The organism is Rossellomorea sp. DA94 (genome assembly GCF_029834455.1).
In the GTDB taxonomy this organism is placed as follows: domain Bacteria; phylum Bacillota; class Bacilli; order Bacillales; family Bacillaceae_B; genus Rossellomorea; species Rossellomorea vietnamensis.
This window is the reverse complement of record NZ_CP122397.1, coordinates 3,147,361-3,164,819: the sequence shown is the minus strand read 5'-3', so window position 1 is coordinate 3,164,819 and position 17,459 is coordinate 3,147,361. Positions and strand designations below refer to the sequence as shown.

Sequence of the window (17,459 nt, the reverse complement as noted above, 5' to 3'; positions counted from 1 at the left end):
TTGTCATAGGATATATAGACTTATGCCTGAGGAGGGAAAAAGAGTGAAAATCCATATCGTTCAAAAAGGGGATACTCTTTGGAAGATCGCCAAGAAGTATGGCGTGAATTTCGAAGAATTAAAACAGATGAATGCCCAACTTTCAAATCCCGATATGATCATGCCCGGCATGAAGATAAAAGTGCCGACTACAGGCGGAACCGTAAAGAAAGAGACACAAATCAAATACGGATCCAAAGAGATGCCGATGAAGGAGATGCCTAAAGCAGAGCATCCATTCAAAGAGCAGAAGCCTATGGCCATGCCGGTCGAAGAACCAAAGAAAGAAATGCCGAAAGAAGTACAAAAGCCTTTTGCACCAAAAATGCCGAAACCAGTCGTACCGGAAATCGATATTAACAACTATTACATGATGAATATGGCAAACATGCAAGTACAGCAGCCGAAGCAACAGGCTAAACCAATGCCAAAACCTAAATCACCGCCTAAACCTACCAACGTACTCCCTAAAGCAAAAGAACAGCCAAAGCCGATGCCAAAACCAAAGCAGGAAGCCGTAAAAGGTGTTCAAGAAGAGGAAAGCTTACAAATGCCATCACAACCACAAGGAGGGAACACCCAGCCTATGTATTATAACCCGAATAATTGCGTACCTGTCTCCCCGGTCATGCCAGGATCAGGTTTCTGTCCGCCACATGGAATGCATCCAGGAGCAGGATATGGAATGCCAATGGGCCAAGGGATGCCAATGGGCCAAGGGATGCCTATGGGACCTGGCAGTCAGGTTCAAGGTGCTCAATCGATGCCAGGAATGCAGAACATGCCGATGATGCCGCAAATGGGATATGACGAAGAGTCGTCCTCTGTTATGCCGTATATGCCACAGGGACAAATGCCGATGCAGCAGCCAATGCAGATGCCGATGCATATGCAGCAACCGATGCAAATGCCGATGCAGCAGCCGATGGGTCAGCCGTCTGGAGTAATGGGTGCATCAGAAGAGAACTACCCTTCTGTTCAAATGCCGCAGCAACAGGCTCCATACATGCCGTATCCACAGAACTGCTATCCTGTCTCCCCAGTCATGCCGGGACCTGGATTCCAAGGCGGCATGCCGGGCGGGTATCCGATGGGACCTGGAGGCCAGGTACAGGGAATGATGTCTGAGGAGTCGCCTTCCATGGGCGGATATCAAATGCCGATGGGCCAACCGTCCAATGTGATGGGAGCACAGTATCAAACGCCTATGGGTCAGCCATCCAATGTGATGGGAGCAAGTGACCAGGGGGATTGCGGATGTGGTGGACCTCAATATGGTCAAATGATGCATCAACCGATGATGCCGCAGCAAATGCCTCAAGGAATGCAACAGCCATACGGCTACGGTCCGGGAATGATGGGGCAGGGAATGCCTGGTCAAGGAATGCCGATGGGACCTCAAGGTCAGGGAATGGGAATGGGCCCTCAGGGGATGCCAATGGGACCTCAAGGCCAGGGTATGCAAATGGGATCACCGGGAATGTTTGGTCCAAGAGCATTCAGCATGCCGAATTTCAATGACGATGATTTTGAGGGATAAGATGCATGCACGAGGGGACGATTATTCACATCGTCTCCTTTCTTTTTTGCAATATAAATTAAAGGATCCCGGGGCATCACTGAAAACGATTAAAGAAGGAAAATGGATGCTGAAAAGCCATGGGAGTAAATGGTTCGTCAAGCGATTTCCCAATCAATTGAAGTTCCTCCTACAGGAACGGCTGATTTCAACCCTTTTAAGGGAAAAGTTCTATCATGTCCTGCCGTTTCATCCCATTCATGAACGGGAGCTTTTATTATTTGAAGGATTCCCCATCGGTATTACGATGTGGCTGGACACGTCAAAGGCCATTCATTACGACCAGGCGGTTGACAGGGATGATGCACTGCACGTATTGAAAAAGTTTCATGCCGTTTCAAAGACCATCCATGGTTCATGGACAGAAGAGATTCCTCACTATCACTGGCTGAAGAAATGGAAAAAACGGCTGATGCAGTTTCAATATAATCTCCCCTATTTGCAGGCATTCATTCAGCCATATTACTTATATACGTATTTAGAGTGGGGGAAATGGGCACTCAAAGAATTGAAAACGGTCGGCATCCATGAACATGGGGACTGCATCACCCATGGAGATGTGGCGCATCATAATTTCTTAAGGGGAAAGAACGGGGTTGTCTATTTGATCGACTTTGATCTTATGTCACTCTCCACGGAAATAACGGACGACCTGCAATACTGCAATCGGATCTTGCCTTATTTAAATTGGTCCCTCAGTGATATCAAAGAAATGGAACACTTCCATACTTATCGCGATCTTCTTATCTTTCACATCGGATTGATGTATCCATCCGATGTATTCAGGGAGTGGAACCGATTCATCAGGGAAGATCAATCGTACAAACAGCGTGTATGGGGTTATTTAACGAACTTGACGATCCAGCAATTCTCCCAGCGGATGCAATTTAATCAAGAACTGCATGGAGAAGTAAAAAGGATCAATACCCAATTGTAGGGGATGTCTCCAAACATTGACCCGAATGAAAGAGAATCTCCTTTCACAACCTAATGGTGAGCAGAAAGAATGCTCAAGTATTGGGTTGAAGGGGGAAACGTAACTTGAATAAACGATTATTCATGGTACCATTAACAGCCGTCATGACCCTGGGTCTTGCTGCTTGTAACAGTGGAGAAGAAAAAGCCCAAGACCGTTATTCAGACTCCTACGAGCCACTCGGCTTCTACTCCAACGAGGGACATGGCGGGGACAACCGAGACGAGAGGGACGGACCTCTGACTGAAATGTATGATCACTCTGCCGGAAAAGAAGGGCAGGATATCCGTCAAAAGAAACGCCAGTTCCTTCAGGTGAGGGATGAGAATGGAAACCCTAAGAACCCATCCCGGCCGCTTGCCGATTATGACAAGAACTTCTTGGCAAGGGACGCCCGTGCAAGCCATGGGGATGCGAATTATCACGGTCACCTTGATGATAATACCCGATCTGCAAGAAGATCCTATTATACAGCTTACGAAGGGGATCTGGCCGAGAAGATAGGCGATGTGACGGGGAAGGTGGAGAACGTCAGTGACGTTCGTGCCGTCGCCTATGGTTCAGACGTCCTCATAGCCATTGAGCTTGATGACCATAGTAAGATCGAGGAAACGAAAGCACGGGTAAAAGAAGCCGTGCAGCCTTATCTGAACGGGAGAACGGTTTCAGTGGTGACGGATGAAGGAACCTTCAGCCGGGTAAGAAACATCGACAATGATTTACGCGACGGCGGCCCGAGGGACGCTCTCAACTTCGACATGCATGATATGTTCCGGTCGGTAAAGGACCGCATCAACCGATAAACAAGGATGGACTACTTAAAGAGTGAGAACTCTTGGGTAGTCTTTTTTTTGCGGGTGAGGTCCGTCCCTAAAAAGTTTGGGGCAGGTTGGATATTCTTAACAGGCTTTGGTAAGACTAGTGGATAGAGCGTTACATAAATCAAGTTCGAGGTGATCACGATGACGATGAAGGTTCGAATCGTGTTTATGGTATTGTTGTTAGTCGGTGCGTTTTATTTCACGTTTTTTTATACAGAGGAAAAACAGGCTGCAGACGGCAGTTCCCTGGAGATGCTGAACGAAACCCCTGCTGAGGTTGCGTCTGCCCATACGGTCACGGTTATATTGGAACGCGTGTATCTGGACGGGGAAGTGAGCGAGGAAATCGTGCAGGAAACGATTTGGAGCATGGAAGACTTCTGGGCTGCGTATGATGACTGGCAGCTTATGGATATGACGGAAGAACAGATCGTATTCCAGAAGAAGATGGATGATATTTCGCCTCTTCTCAAGACCAATGGCTACTTCGGTATATCGGATAAGGGAGTACTGTCCATCTTTAACGGGAGACCCGGACAGGCGGAAATCATTCAATCCTTTTTCCAGATCGATGTAGGGAAGCTTGAAAGTAAGCGTCACGATGACCTCGTCAAAGGCATCCCCATTAAGTCGAAACAGGAGTATGAAGAGGTACTCGAACAATACAAACCCTATTCTGTTCCTAAATAACAGCAAAGAACCAGTGCATATGCCACTGGTTTTTTATTTTACGGTTCCCTCTGCCAAATCCCCGCATTCTTTGATAAAATAAGAACAGGTGTTTCTCTTCCATCTCCCTTTCCCATCCCATCAAATAGTGATATGATACAATAGATTTTATATGTCTTTTTGATCAGGAATGTGAGACGGAAGAATAAATAGGAAGTTGTACCAATGGGGAGAGAATGAAATGTATGAATATATAAAAGGGACGGTCAGTCAAGTGGGTCCCGAGTATGTTGTGGTGGAGAATAATGGGATCGGGTATCAGTTGTATACGGCGAATCCATTTGTGTATTCAAAATATCAAAATCAAGAGATTCAGATTTTTACATATCAGCATGTAAGGGAAGATCTTATCGCCCTTTACGGGTTTCTTGCCATCGAAGAGAAGCTCCTCTTTATGAAACTATTAAATGTATCGGGGATCGGGCCAAAGGGAGCCCTGGCGATTTTGGCTTCAGGTGCCCCGCAGCAGGTGATCACGGCGATCGAGGAAGAGAATGAAAGTTTCCTGACGAAGTTCCCTGGTGTAGGGAAGAAGACGGCACGTCAGATGATCCTCGATTTAAAAGGGAAGCTGCAGGATGTTGTGCCTGATTATTTCCCAAGCCTGTTCTCAGATCATGAGGAGGCGGAAGTATCCCATGGAAAGGACGAGGCATTCGATGAAGCCATCCTTGCCCTTAAAGCCCTGGGCTACTCTGAACGCGAAATCAAGAAAATCACCCCTAAATTGAAAGGGGAAGGGCATTCGTCAGATGAAATCATCAGGAAAGCCCTTCAACTTCTCTTGAAATAAGGACTGCTATGAAAGGAGGAAGTCTAAATGGAAGACAGAATCGTATCAGGAGAATCGGAATTAAATGAAGATTCCTTTGAATATTCCTTGCGTCCTCAGACAATAAAACAATATATTGGGCAAGATAAGGTCAAGCATAATCTTGAGGTTTTCATCGAAGCGGCAAAGATGCGACAGGAGACCCTGGACCATGTCCTTCTATACGGGCCGCCGGGATTAGGGAAAACGACCCTGGCCGCCGTCATTGCCAATGAGATGGGTGTGAACCTGCGCACGACCTCGGGACCGGCAATCGAAAGACCGGGAGACCTGGCCGCCGTCCTTACGGCACTCGAGCCGGGTGATGTGTTGTTCATCGATGAAATCCACCGGCTGCCCCGGGCCATCGAAGAGGTCCTTTATCCTGCAATGGAAGATTTCTGTTTGGATATCGTGATCGGGAATGGTCCAAGTGCACGGTCTGTCCGTTTGGATCTTCCGCCTTTTACACTGGTGGGGGCGACGACCCGCGCCGGTGCCTTATCGGCTCCCCTTCGAGATCGATTTGGTGTTTTATGCCGGTTGGAATATTATAATGAAGAACAGTTGAATGAAATTGTTCAGCGGACAGCGGCGATTTTGAACACAAAGATCGAAGCGACGGCTTCTGAAGAATTGGCGCGGAGATCAAGAGGGACTCCGCGTATCGCCAATCGGCTGCTCAGGAGGGTAAGGGATTTCGCCCAGGTGAAGGGGAATGGGGATATCACCACCACCCTGTCACGGGAAGCCCTTGAACTTCTCCAGGTCGATAAACTCGGTCTCGATCATATTGACCATAAGCTTCTTAAAGGAATCATCGAGCGCTTCAGGGGAGGACCCGTTGGACTTGATACGATCGCCGCAAGCATCGGCGAGGAGTCCCATACGATTGAAGATGTGTACGAACCGTACCTTTTGCAGATTGGATTCATCCAGCGTACGCCGAGAGGGAGGATTGTCACTCATCTTGTGTATGATCATTTCCAATTGGAGGTGCCGGATAATTGACAGGGCTGCCTAAATTAGTCATGATCATCGGCGCGATCATCCTAGCGATCGGCTTCCTTATGCAATTCATCAAAATAGGGAAGCTTCCGGGTGACATCATCATCAAAAAAGAAAATGCGACATTTTATTTTCCACTTATGACTTCTATTCTGATAAGTGTTATACTTTCCGTTGTCTTTTATTTCATCGGGAGATTCAAATAGGATTCATGAGTGAGATTTACATAAGCCAGGTGACGAACTGTGAAAGTAGAAGATTTTGATTTTCATTTACCAGAAGAATTGATTGCCCAGACTCCTCTTGAGAATCGTTCCGAGAGCAGACTGATGGTATTGGATAAAGAAGATGGTTCCATGGAGCATATCCGTTTTAAACAGATCACCGAGTACCTCCAGGAAGGGGATTGTCTCGTCCTGAATGATACAAGGGTTCTGCCGGCACGTCTTTTTGGGCAAAAAGAAGATACAGGTGCCAATATTGAAGTGCTCCTTTTGAAACAGGAGGATGGTGACAAGTGGGAGACCCTTGTGAAGCCGGCAAAACGGATCCGTGTCGGAACGGAGATCGTTTTCGGTGATGGCAAATTAAGGGCAACCTGTGTGGACTTGAAGGATCACGGTGGAAGGATCCTTGAATTCCGATATGAGGGGATCTTTTACGAAGTATTGGATGAGTTGGGTGAAATGCCGCTGCCGCCGTACATTCGTGAACGATTGGAAGAACAGGATCGCTACCAGACGGTGTTTGCAAGGGAACGGGGCTCAGCGGCCGCGCCGACTGCAGGTCTCCACTTTACGGAAGAACTGTTGGAAGAGCTGAAAGAAAAAGGTGTACACATTGCTTTCATCACCCTCCATGTGGGACTCGGAACATTCAGGCCGGTTTCCGTCGAGACCATTGAAGACCATGATATGCATGCCGAATTCTATCAGGTATCGGAAGGGACTGCCCGCCTCTTGAATGAGGTAAGGGCAAATGGGGGCAAGATCATAACGGTGGGAACTACCTCCACCCGCACACTTGAAACCATTGCATCCAAGCATGGGACGTTTGTTGAAGAAAATGGATGGACGAATATCTTCATTTATCCAGGCTATGAGTTTAAAGGGATTGATGGGCTGATCACGAACTTCCACTTACCGAAGTCGACGCTGATCATGCTGGTCAGCGCCTTTGCGGGGCAGGACAACGTGATGCATGCCTATGAAACCGCCGTTAAAGAGAAGTACCGCTTCTTCAGCTTTGGAGATGCGATGTTGATTAAATGATGACCGATTGTAAAACCCAATGGAAATTGGAAGGAGAATTCCCAAGTTGACAGCAATAACATATGAACACATTAAAACATGTAAACAAACCGGTGCCAGACTGGGCCGCGTCCATACGCCACACGGTTCATTCGAAACGCCTGCCTTCATGCCGGTGGGCACCATGGCAACTGTAAAAACGATGTCCCCGGAGGATCTGAAATCCATGGAATCCGGAATCATCCTGAGTAATACGTATCATCTATGGTTACGTCCAGGTCATGAGATCATAAGGGAAGCTGGCGGCCTTCATAAATTCATGAACTGGGATCGCGCCATCCTGACCGATTCAGGCGGCTTCCAAGTGTTCAGCTTGAGTAAGCTTCGCCAAATTGAAGAAGAAGGAGTCCATTTCCGTCATCACTTGAACGGGGATAAACTTTTCCTCAGCCCCGAGAAAGCGATGGAGATACAGAATGCATTGGGCTCTGATATCATGATGGCCTTCGATGAATGTCCACCGTATCCTGCGGAATATGAGTATATGAAGAGTTCAGTCGAACGTACCACGCGTTGGGCAGAGCGATGCCTGGAAGCTCATCAGCGGCCGCATGATCAAGGATTATTCGGCATCGTCCAAGGTGGGGAATACGAAGAACTTCGTAAGCAAAGTGCCCGTGACCTGGTATCCATGGATTTCCCTGGATACGCCGTCGGGGGACTTTCTGTCGGGGAGCCTAAGGACGTCATGAATCGCGTGCTTGATTTCACAACGCCACATCTTCCAACGGATAAGCCCCGTTACCTGATGGGTGTCGGATCTCCGGATTCACTGATCGATGGTTCGATTCGCGGCATCGATATGTTCGATTGTGTCCTTCCGACCCGTATCGCCCGTAACGGAACGCTTATGACAAGTGAAGGCCGTCTGGTCGTGAAAAACGCAAAATACGCAAGGGATTTCAGACCGATCGATGAGAATTGCGACTGCTATACGTGTAAAAATTATAGCCGTGCCTATATCCGTCACCTGATCAAATGTGACGAAACGTTCGGAATTCGCCTTACGACTTATCATAATCTTCATTTTCTGTTAAAATTGATGGAGCAAGTCAGACAAGCGATTCGTGAAGATCGTCTAGGAGACTTTAGGGAAGAATTTTTCGAGCAGTACGGCTTCAACCGTCCTGATGCGAAAAACTTCTAAAAAAGCATGCTATAAATAAATCATTGAAAGGAGGGGAAAAAGAATGGGAGGAAGTTTAGGAACAATACTACCTTTGATATTAATGTTCGTTCTGTTTTACTTTTTACTGATCCGTCCTCAGCAAAAGCGTCAAAAAGCAGTCTCAAAAATGCAAAATGAGCTTGCGAAGGGTGATAGAATCATCACGATTGGCGGTTTACATGGATCAATCGATGCTATCGAAGAAGGTAAAGTAGTCATCCTGTGTGGTGACGGCAGCCGTCTTACATATGATCGTAATGCGATCAGGGAAGTCATCAGAGCCGAGCAGGTATAATAAAAAAGGGTTTCTCTCCATGTGCCGAGGCACGTGGAAGAGGGACCCTTTTTTAGTATGGAGATGGCCTAACTCTCCCTCGGACCGCCACTCATGTTGACACCAAGGATTCCCCCCATCATGGCGGTCAGGATATAGCAGCCGTGATAGATGAGCTGTTCCATTGAAAACAGGCTGTCGTATCCAAGGTATTGAAATAAGAAAATGACGAGGGTGTAAATGAGTCCTGTCGAACCACCAAGCACCCAGCCTTTTGTCTTTCCTTTTCCACCAGACATAAATCCTCCAACAAACAAAGAAAGAAATGAAACGATTGTGACAAACAGCGTGATGGAGCTTTCAGTAAGATCGGTAAACCGGAGCAGCAATGAGAATAATAAGCTTGCGGCAATCGCTATGACAAATATGGTGGTCGTTCCGTAAAGGACGGCACCACCCATTTTTTTCGCTTCGATGACGGCCCTCTCCCTTCTAAATCGATAATTTTATTCCGTATTAGTACAAGCATATTCACCGCAATAGTAAAAAAGACTAGAAATTTTATGTGGTCAAGCCTCATAGACTAGTATGAAACTTCCTGGAAATGGAGGGGCTGTGACCATGTCTCCGATGATGGTATTGATTGTGTTCGTTTCGGTTTACATCCTATTGATGTCAGAGAAATGGAATCGCGTCCTGGCCGCCATGGCCGGTGGGGTCGCCATGCTCCTGATCGGGGCTTTTCCCATCGAGAAGGCGCTATTTACGTATATCGACTGGAAAACCATCACGCTTCTGTTTTCCATGATGCTGATTGTCACCATCACAAGCAAAACCGGAATATTTGAGTTTATCGCCATCCGGATCGCTCAATGGGTGAACGGGAACGGGCTCGCGCTCCTGGTCCTATTTTCATCCCTGGCGGCGGTGGGCTCCGCGTTTTTAGCTAACGTCACGATTGCTATGCTGCTTGTTCCGATCTTGTTCAAATTAACCAGGCTCCTTGAACTTCCGCCCATCCCCTACTTGATCATGACGATTCTGGCATGTAATATCGGCGGGACGGCAACCCTTATAGGTGACCCTCCCAACATGATGATCGGCCAGGCAGTAAAGCACTTTACATTCAATAGCTTCCTTGAAAATCTTTTACCGGTTGTTCTCATGGTTTACGCCGTGACGCTTTTGATCATGTGTGTGGTATACAAGGAAGTGCTCCACGTGAAAGAAGACAGGAAACTGCTTCTGAAAGGGATCAAGCCCGAGGAATATTTAAAGAGGGACAGCGGCCTCTTTCAGTCTTTGTTTGTACTTGCCCTCGTATTGGTGGGCTTTTCCGTGTATCCGGTGTTCCATCTTGATGTGACGACGGTATCCCTTGCCGGTGCAGTTCTCCTTATGCTGCTCCTTGAGAAAATTCATCCTCCGGAAAAGATTTTGCGAGAGGTGGAATGGGGGACACTCTTTTTCTTTATGGGCCTATTCCTCCTGGTCGGAGGGATTGAAGAGGCGGGATTCATAGATGAAATCGCACGTGAAATACTGCGGGCGACGGATGGGGATATGAAGAAGACGGCCTTTGTGATCCTGTGGGGAACAGGTTTATTGTCAGCTGTAGTCGATAATATTCCGTTTGTGGCAGCCATGATTCCGGTCATTCAGGAATTCGGTGAATTCGGGATGGTCAATATGGACCCCTTATGGTGGTCATTGGCCCTGGGTGCATGCCTTGGTGGGAATGGTACACTTCTCGGCTCTTCTTCCAATCTGGTCATTGCCGGACTCGCGTCAAAGGAAAATGTACATATCAAATTTCACCAGTACTTACTGATTGGTGTTCCCGTCACCGTCATTTCCCTTGCTGTATCCACCATATACGTATACTTTAAATACATCCGGCCATTCATGGGTGGATAAAAATTCCTCCGATTTATTTTCTCCTTCTGTCGATACTACATAATGACATGTGTATGGGAGGGAAAAGTAGTGGAGGAATATTTTATCATCATTTTACGCACTCTTTTTCTTTACGTAATGATCATTTTCATTTTTAGAATCATGGGGAAAAGGGAAATCGGGGAACTGAGCATCCTGGATCTGGTCGTATTCATGATGATTGCCGAGATGGCGGTCATGGCCATCGAAGAACCGGAGGATCCCATCATTCATACAGTGCTGCCCATGGGGATCATCGTCCTCGTCCAAATCCTGTTTGCATGGTTTTCCCTCAGATCTAAGTCGTTCAGGGAATTATTGGACGGAAAACCCACCGTCATTATCCATAACGGAAAAATCGACGACCAAGCCATGAAGAAACAGCGCTACAATTATGATGATCTGCTCCTTCAATTAAGGGAAAAGGATATTTTCAATCTGGCAGATGTCGAATTTGCGATATTAGAGCCATCGGGAAAACTATCGGTACTGCAGAAAGACAAAAAGACTCCGCATTCCCTGACACTGCCCCTGATCCTCGATGGACAGGTCCAAACCACCCATCTCGATATGATCGGAAAAACGTCCTTCTGGCTACGGAAAGAACTGAGAGAACGCGGATTCAAAAACGTACAGGAAATCTCCTTCTGCAGCTTCCAAAACGGACAATTTTACATTGATGAAAAAAACAAATAATCTTTGAGAAATGATCTGATTATGAATGGTGGACCGTTCCTTTCCGCTGCAGGCACAAGACTCGCGCGGGGAGGAAGTTGAGCCTCCTCGGGCTTCAAGTGGTGTCCTACCCTTGTCCAGCTCCGGCGGCTAGCCCCTCGAGGTCATAAGCTAAATGGTCCAAGAACGCAAAAAACGCCTTCCCGGCCCATTTAGCTTATGCTTGTCGGGGCTGAGCAATCCGCCTCCGCTTTTCGCTATTTCCCACAGGAGTCAAATGCCTTCCGCTTCATTCCACTCTTTGCTATTACAAGCGTCATTCCTAAAAGCTTTGTACTTGAGTTTTCACTCTACAAAAAGTGAAGTTTTTAGCGATATTTTATTTTTTGGTGATTTGAAAAATCTTTTTGAATATTAATCAGGTTGTTTGCTAACCTTCTAGTTCTTATTTAATTTCTGTGTAAGGATACATGCTCCGTAAGTTGATTGGAGCGGAAGGATGCTCGACTCCTGCGGGAATTGCTGGACAGGTGAGACCCCGGAGGCGTAGCCGAGGAGGCTCACCGCCAGCCCCGCGGAAAGCGAGCATCCTGGAGTGGAAATCAACTTTCTGCTTACTTTTGAAAAATGAAGCAATACCGATTACGAAAGTGACTCCAATAAAAAAACTCCTCAACAAAATGTTAAGGAGTTTTTTTATTTGGGGAGACTATGGAGTGATGAATCGCCGGATGAATGGGATCCTGGCAAGGTCGTTTTTCACGATGAGCTTAAGGGTGATGGAGAGCACGGTATAAAGGGCCGTACAAGTAATGACCCCGAATAGCAATCTGAATACGGTGGACTGACCATCAAATAAGTAAAGATAAGAAAAGTGACCCCATACTCCGGTAACCAACAGAACTAACACCGTCTTTACATAATCCCGGGCATAAATCGTCATCGGAATATATTTCAGGATGGTCATGAAATGAAGCAGGGTCACGAGCAGGAACCCGGTGACGATCCCGAGAGCCGCCCCGTTGATGCCAAAAGCCGGCTGTGAAGCGAGGACAAAGATGACGCCGGTCTTCACCACGGCCCCGATCAGGCTGTTGATCATGGCGGCCCTTGCCAGGTTCAATGCCTGGAGCACAGCCTGCAATGGCCCTTGATAGTAATAAAATAAAAAGAAAGGGGCCATGATCATCAAGAAGCCTGCCCCGTTTTCATTCCCATACATGACCTGCATGAGGGGCTTTGCATACACGTAGAGGATGACGACGGATATCCCCCCCGTGATCAAACAGAACCTGAGGGCCTGCTGAAGCCGGTGTTCAATTAAGGTGAAATTTTTTTGAGAGTTGGCTTCACTGATGGCGGGGACAAGAGATTGCGATAGTGAAAGGGTAACGAATGATGGAAGAAACAGAAGGGGAAGGGCATATCCCGTCAAGGAACCATACTGTTTCGTCGCCATCCCTGCTGCCACTCCGGCGAGGCCAAGGCTGTTCGCTACCACGATCGGTTCAAAAAACCAGGCGATCGACCCGATCATCCTGCTGCCTGTCGCCGGCAGGGCCACACTCATGAGTTCGTTGAACGTTTCCCTGCCATTTCGGATCGATTTAAAGAAATTGCGACGGATCTTAAACTTCTTCTTTACTTTAAAGCTTGCAAATAAATACAGAAGGGAAGCGAGTTCCCCAAGGACCGACGCCACCATGGCAGCGGCAGCTGCGTATTCAATCCCATAAGGAAGGAAGGTTTTGGTCAATACGGCAATCAGGGTAATCCGGACCACCTGCTCGATGACTTGTGAATAGGCGGAAGGTTTCATATTCTGTCTTCCCTGGAAATAGCCGCGGATGACCGACGAGATCGCTACGATCGGAATGATCGGGGCAATGGCCACCAATGGATAGTAGATCCGGTCATCCGTAAATAAGACGTCTGTTAAATAAGGGGCGAGCAGGATGAGGGCAGGGGTGAAGATGAGGGATAGCCCCATGGTGATGGAAAGAGAGACGACCAATATTTTTTTTACTTTCCGGATATCTCCCTTTGATTCTGCTTCGGCAACATTTTTTGAGATGGCTACAGGGAGCCCCAGTTGAGTGACGGTGATGACGAGTATGAGGGTAGGGAAAGCCATCATAAATAGGCCGACGCCTTCTTCCCCGATGAATCTGGCGACGACGATGCGGTTCACAAACCCTAATATTCTAGTTATAAAGGCGGCCATCATTAAGATCATGGTGCCTTTCAGAAATTTTGACATAAAATTCCCTGCCTTCTCAAAATTGGTATTATCGTTTACAATGATGTATATGCATAAGGGTGGACAAAGCATGACAAGTAGTGAACAATTCGGGCTGAATATAGCCCAAATGGGGTGGACGGGGAATGAAGAATAATCAGCATCCTTACGATCGTTTTTATGAATCATTAGTACCAGCGCTTGTAAGCAAAGTAGAAGAATTTGAAATTCTTGGATACGGAAAGGCAGACGCTGACCGCCTATGGTCCTACTTAACGAAGAAGAAATGGAAGAAGCCTGAAGTGGATGTAAAGTTCTTTCAGTTAGTGAGTGATGTGTTGACGGTCAAACCCGGTGAGTATATGAGCTTTGAAACGATCGAAGCATACAGGTCTCCCAATTGGTTTGCAGAAGTGAATGAAGATGAGCTGAACGAGCTTCTTCGCCCGAATAAGAATGGAAAATAGCCCGAAAAGAAATTGACACTCATTTCTTTCTCATAGATAATGAGAAAGGTGAAGTTTTCAGGAATTATATTACTTTTTGAAGCACATAGTTCGTATGGTTTTTTTAAAACGGCAAGGAGGATCTATACATAATGGTAAAGCGTGGCCGAATCATTGCCTTCTTTATACTTGTGGTATTACTTGCAGGTACTATGGGAGGCACAACGAAGAGTATTGTAGATAACATTAAACTGGGATTGGACCTGCAGGGCGGATTTGAAGTTCTTTATGAAGTTCAGCCGATCAAAAAAGGCCAGGAAATCACGAAAGAGACCGTTGCCAATACAGCCGATGCACTCGACAGGCGTATCAACGTATTGGGTGTCAGTGAACCGAATATCCAAATCGAAGACGGGAACCGCATCCGTGTTCAACTGGCTGGTGTCGAAGACCAGAACGAAGCAAGGGAAATCCTCTCCACTCAAGCCAATCTGACGTTCCGTGACGTGAACGATAAAGTCCGTCTGGACGGATCGGATCTTGAGTCGGGTTCTGCGAAACAAACGTTTGATGACAAGAATAATCCGATTGTTTCATTAAAATTGAAAGATCGCTCGAAATTTTATGAATTAACAAAGGAAATTTCCGCCATGGCTCCTCAGAATCAGCTCGTCATCTGGCTGGATTACGAGGAAGGAAAAGATTCATACAAAGCTGAAGTAGGAAAAGAGGATCCGAAATTCATCTCTGATCCGGCGGTAAGAAAGCCGATTAACTCCGATGAAGTCATCATCGAAGGAAACTTCACGGTTGAGCGTGCCCAGAATCTTGCGTCCCTCTTAAATGCCGGTGCACTTCCGGTCAAACTGGATGAGAAATATTCAACATCCGTCGGAGCCCAATTCGGTCAGCAGGCACTTGATAAGACAGTGACTGCGGGGATCATCGGGATTGCCATCATTTTCTTATTCATGATTGCGTACTACCGTTTCCCGGGACTGATCGCCACGATCACCCTTTCTGTTTATATTTACTTGATACTGTTGATTTTCGATCTCATGAACGGGGTCCTGACCCTGCCGGGGATCGCAGCCCTCATCCTTGGGGTGGGTATGGCCGTTGATGCGAATATCATCACCTATGAACGGATCAAAGAAGAAATGCGGGTCGGCAAGCCGATACGTTCTGCATTCCAGGCAGGGAATAAATCTTCTTTCCTGACGATCCTGGATGCCAACGTAACGACCATCCTTGCAGCGGCCGTCCTTTTCTTCTATGGGACAAGTTCGGTCAAAGGATTCGCAACGATGCTGATTGTCAGTATCCTGACAAGCTTCATTACGGCGGTATGGGGTTCACGACTGTTACTCGGCCTTTGGGTGAACAGCCGTATCTTCAATAAAAAGCCGGGCTGGTTCGGTGTCAAAAAATCCGAAATCAAGGACCTGGCTGAGAACTACGATACATTGGATCTCCCTACCCGTTTTGACCGCTTTGATTTCGCTGCGCAGCGAAAGAAATTCTTTACCCTGTCAGCGGTACTCATCACGGCAGGTATCATCATCCTGGCCATTTTCAGATTAAATCTCGGAATCGACTTTGTCAGCGGATCACGGATGGAGATCCTCGCTGATCAAAGCTTGAAGACGGAACAGGTTCAGGACGAACTGAAGGAGATTAAATTGCCTTCTGACGATGTCGTCATTTCAGGCGATCAAAATAATATTGCCGTCGTCCGCTATACGGATGACCTGAATAAGGACGATATCGCGAAGTTGAAAGATCACTTCAACAAGCTCTATGGTGCCGAGCCAAGTATCAGTACCGTTTCACCTGTAATCGGGAAAGAGCTTGCGCAGAACGCCATGATCGCAGTGGCCATCGCTTCTGTCGGAATCATCATTTATGTCACGTTCCGTTTCGAATGGAGAATGGCACTGGGTGCAATCCTTGCGCTCCTGCATGATGCATTCTTTATCATTGCATTCTTCAGCTTGACCAGGCTCGAGGTGGATATCACATTCATTGCAGCCGTCCTGACGATAGTCGGTTATTCAATCAATGATACGATCGTCACCTTTGACAGGCTAAGGGAGAATCTTCATAAGAAACGCCGTTTGAAGACGGATAAGGACATTGAAGAGGTAGTGAACCAGAGTATCAGACAAACGATGGGCCGTTCAGTCAATACCGTATTGACTGTCGTGTTCACGGTCATCGCACTCATGATCTTCGGAAGTGAGTCGATCCGTAACTTCTCCATCGCTTTATTGGTCGGGTTAATCTCAGGTACCTATTCTTCCGTATTCATCGCTTCCCAGGTATGGCTCGTGATGAAGAAGAAAGAACTGAAGAAAAAAGGAACCATCAAGACTGTAAAAGAAAAGAAAACGTGGTCGGATGAACCACAAGTATAATGACGATCAAAAGGTCCGGGAAGTATTTCTTCCCGGACCTGTCTTTTTGTTTTTTTACAGCATTGGGTTACACTAATAGGAGTGAAAAGGGAGGCGACTTGAATGAATCATGAGGATCGTTTTAAAAAAGCGGAATTCGCTGCCATGATCGGTGTGGTGGGCAATATTGTACTGGCGGTGATAAAGTGGGCGGCAGGCATCATGGGGAATAGCCGGGCGCTGATTGCCGATGCGGTTCACTCTGCATCGGATGTAGCAGGATCACTTGCCGTCTTTATCGGTTTACGTGCTGCCAAGCAGCCACCCGATCAGGATCATCCTTATGGTCACGGAAAGGCGGAGTCCATTGCGGCAATCATCGTGGCCGTCCTGTTGTTCCTTGTGGGGATCGAAATTGGGAAATCATCGATTGAATCCTTCTTTCACCCTCTCACCCCACCGACAGCGATTGCGATTTATGCCGTCATCTTCTCCATCATTGTGAAAGAAGCGATGTTTCAATACAAATATCGTTTGGGTAAAAGGTTAAAGAGTGATGCATTAATCGTGAATGCATACGAGCATCGTTCGGATGTATTCTCTTCCATCGCGGCACTGGTCGGGATCTCGGCTTCCATCCTTGGAGGGAAGTTCGATATCGGCTGGCTTGTTTATGCGGATCCTGTTGCAGGAATATTCGTTTCCCTGCTTGTCCTCAGGATGGCTTGGCATCTGGGGGCGGAATCCATACATACGACCCTTGATCACGTCATGCATGACGAGGATGTACTGCCTTTTCGGAAAATTGTGGAGACCGTCCCGGAAGTGAAGGAAATCAACGAGCTTCATGCAAGGGAACACGGACACTACGTGATCATCGATTTGAAAATCAGTGTCGATCCTTACATGACGGTAGAGGAAGGTCATCGTGTCGGGAAGAGAGTCAAGGAGAAGCTTCTGAAGGAATCCAATGTGAATGATGTATTCATTCATATCAATCCATTCAATCCTGCTTCTGAAGAAAGTGATGATCAAATAGACTTAACTTAAAGG

The 17,459-nt window shown here is 47.0% G+C and carries 17 protein-coding genes; 15 read left to right on the top strand and 2 right to left on the bottom strand.

The annotated features are described in order from the left end of the window. Positions 1-43: 43 nt before the first annotated feature. The 10 genes from safA to yajC all read left to right on the top strand — a co-directional run bounded on the left by safA (position 44) and on the right by yajC (position 8,736). A complete protein-coding gene (gene safA, locus P8596_RS16535; RefSeq protein WP_051758191.1) occupies positions 44-1,579 on the top strand; it encodes a SafA/ExsA family spore coat assembly protein in 1,536 nt (511 codons plus the stop codon). Continuing rightward, complete coding sequence (locus tag P8596_RS16530) at positions 1,557-2,555, top strand: phosphotransferase (RefSeq protein WP_279724370.1); 999 nt, start codon at positions 1,557-1,559, stop codon at positions 2,553-2,555. Before safA ends, P8596_RS16530 begins: the two co-directional genes overlap by 23 nt. 104 nt (positions 2,556-2,659) lie before the next feature. Beyond that, complete coding sequence (locus P8596_RS16525; RefSeq protein ID WP_224519441.1) at positions 2,660-3,397, top strand: YhcN/YlaJ family sporulation lipoprotein; 738 nt, start codon at positions 2,660-2,662, stop codon at positions 3,395-3,397. 159 nt (positions 3,398-3,556) lie between these two features. Then, on the top strand, positions 3,557-4,105 hold the full coding sequence (locus P8596_RS16520; protein WP_224519442.1) for an intercompartmental signaling factor BofC: 549 nt from the start codon (positions 3,557-3,559) through the stop codon (positions 4,103-4,105). Positions 4,106-4,325: 220 nt separating this feature from the next. Beyond that, positions 4,326-4,937: a Holliday junction branch migration protein RuvA gene (gene ruvA / locus P8596_RS16515; protein WP_034757251.1), complete on the top strand. Its 612-nt coding sequence runs from the start codon at positions 4,326-4,328 to the stop codon at positions 4,935-4,937. A gap of 27 nt (positions 4,938-4,964) precedes the next feature. Beyond that, positions 4,965-5,966 carry a Holliday junction branch migration DNA helicase RuvB gene (gene ruvB, locus P8596_RS16510; protein ID WP_061811392.1) on the top strand — a complete coding sequence of 334 codons (1,002 nt, stop codon included), beginning with the start codon at positions 4,965-4,967 and terminating at the stop codon, positions 5,964-5,966. Beyond that, positions 5,963-6,169, top strand: a complete 207-nt coding sequence (locus P8596_RS16505; RefSeq protein ID WP_279724369.1) for a DUF2905 domain-containing protein — start codon at positions 5,963-5,965, stop codon at positions 6,167-6,169. Before ruvB ends, P8596_RS16505 begins: the two co-directional genes overlap by 4 nt. Positions 6,170-6,208: 39 nt before the next feature. After that, complete coding sequence (gene queA / locus P8596_RS16500; protein ID WP_034757257.1) at positions 6,209-7,234, top strand: tRNA preQ1(34) S-adenosylmethionine ribosyltransferase-isomerase QueA; 1,026 nt, start codon at positions 6,209-6,211, stop codon at positions 7,232-7,234. Positions 7,235-7,280: 46 nt separating this feature from the next. Beyond that, positions 7,281-8,420, top strand: a complete 1,140-nt coding sequence (gene tgt / locus P8596_RS16495) for a tRNA guanosine(34) transglycosylase Tgt (RefSeq protein WP_224519443.1) — start codon at positions 7,281-7,283, stop codon at positions 8,418-8,420. Between the two features lie 43 nt (positions 8,421-8,463). Next, positions 8,464-8,736 (top strand): preprotein translocase subunit YajC, encoded by a 273-nt coding sequence (yajC, locus tag P8596_RS16490; RefSeq protein WP_279724368.1) that lies wholly within the window; start codon positions 8,464-8,466, stop codon positions 8,734-8,736. 68 nt (positions 8,737-8,804) lie between these two features. Here yajC and P8596_RS16485 read toward each other — a convergent pair whose 3' ends face one another. After that, on the bottom strand, positions 8,805-9,176 hold the full coding sequence (locus tag P8596_RS16485; protein WP_159363285.1) for a TIGR04086 family membrane protein: 372 nt from the start codon (positions 9,174-9,176) through the stop codon (positions 8,805-8,807). A 160-nt stretch (positions 9,177-9,336) separates the two neighbouring features. Here P8596_RS16485 and P8596_RS16480 point away from each other — a divergent pair, with 160 nt between their 5' ends. After that, the gene (locus tag P8596_RS16480) at positions 9,337-10,632 is read left to right on the top strand and encodes an ArsB/NhaD family transporter (RefSeq protein ID WP_279724367.1); all 1,296 of its coding nucleotides are present in this window, start codon (positions 9,337-9,339) and stop codon (positions 10,630-10,632) included. A gap of 69 nt (positions 10,633-10,701) precedes the next feature. Beyond that, entirely contained in the window at positions 10,702-11,346 is a 645-nt protein-coding gene (locus P8596_RS16475) for a DUF421 domain-containing protein (protein WP_224519446.1), read from the top strand. Positions 11,347-12,034: 688 nt separating this feature from the next. On the opposite strand, the gene spoVB is transcribed toward P8596_RS16475, so the two are convergent. Beyond that, positions 12,035-13,585 (bottom strand): stage V sporulation protein B, encoded by a 1,551-nt coding sequence (spoVB, locus tag P8596_RS16470; protein ID WP_279724366.1) that lies wholly within the window; start codon positions 13,583-13,585, stop codon positions 12,035-12,037. A 125-nt stretch (positions 13,586-13,710) separates the two neighbouring features. On the opposite strand from spoVB, the gene P8596_RS16465 reads away from it, so the two are divergent. The 3 genes from P8596_RS16465 (at position 13,711) to P8596_RS16455 (ending at position 17,456) form a co-directional block, all read left to right on the top strand. Continuing rightward, complete coding sequence (locus P8596_RS16465; RefSeq protein ID WP_098439761.1) at positions 13,711-14,031, top strand: post-transcriptional regulator; 321 nt, start codon at positions 13,711-13,713, stop codon at positions 14,029-14,031. A 131-nt stretch (positions 14,032-14,162) separates the two neighbouring features. Then, positions 14,163-16,427, top strand: a complete 2,265-nt coding sequence (gene secDF, locus P8596_RS16460) for a protein translocase subunit SecDF (RefSeq protein WP_279724365.1) — start codon at positions 14,163-14,165, stop codon at positions 16,425-16,427. A 102-nt stretch (positions 16,428-16,529) separates the two neighbouring features. After that, a complete protein-coding gene (locus P8596_RS16455) occupies positions 16,530-17,456 on the top strand; it encodes a cation diffusion facilitator family transporter (protein WP_159362291.1) in 927 nt (308 codons plus the stop codon). Positions 17,457-17,459 lie beyond the last annotated feature (3 nt).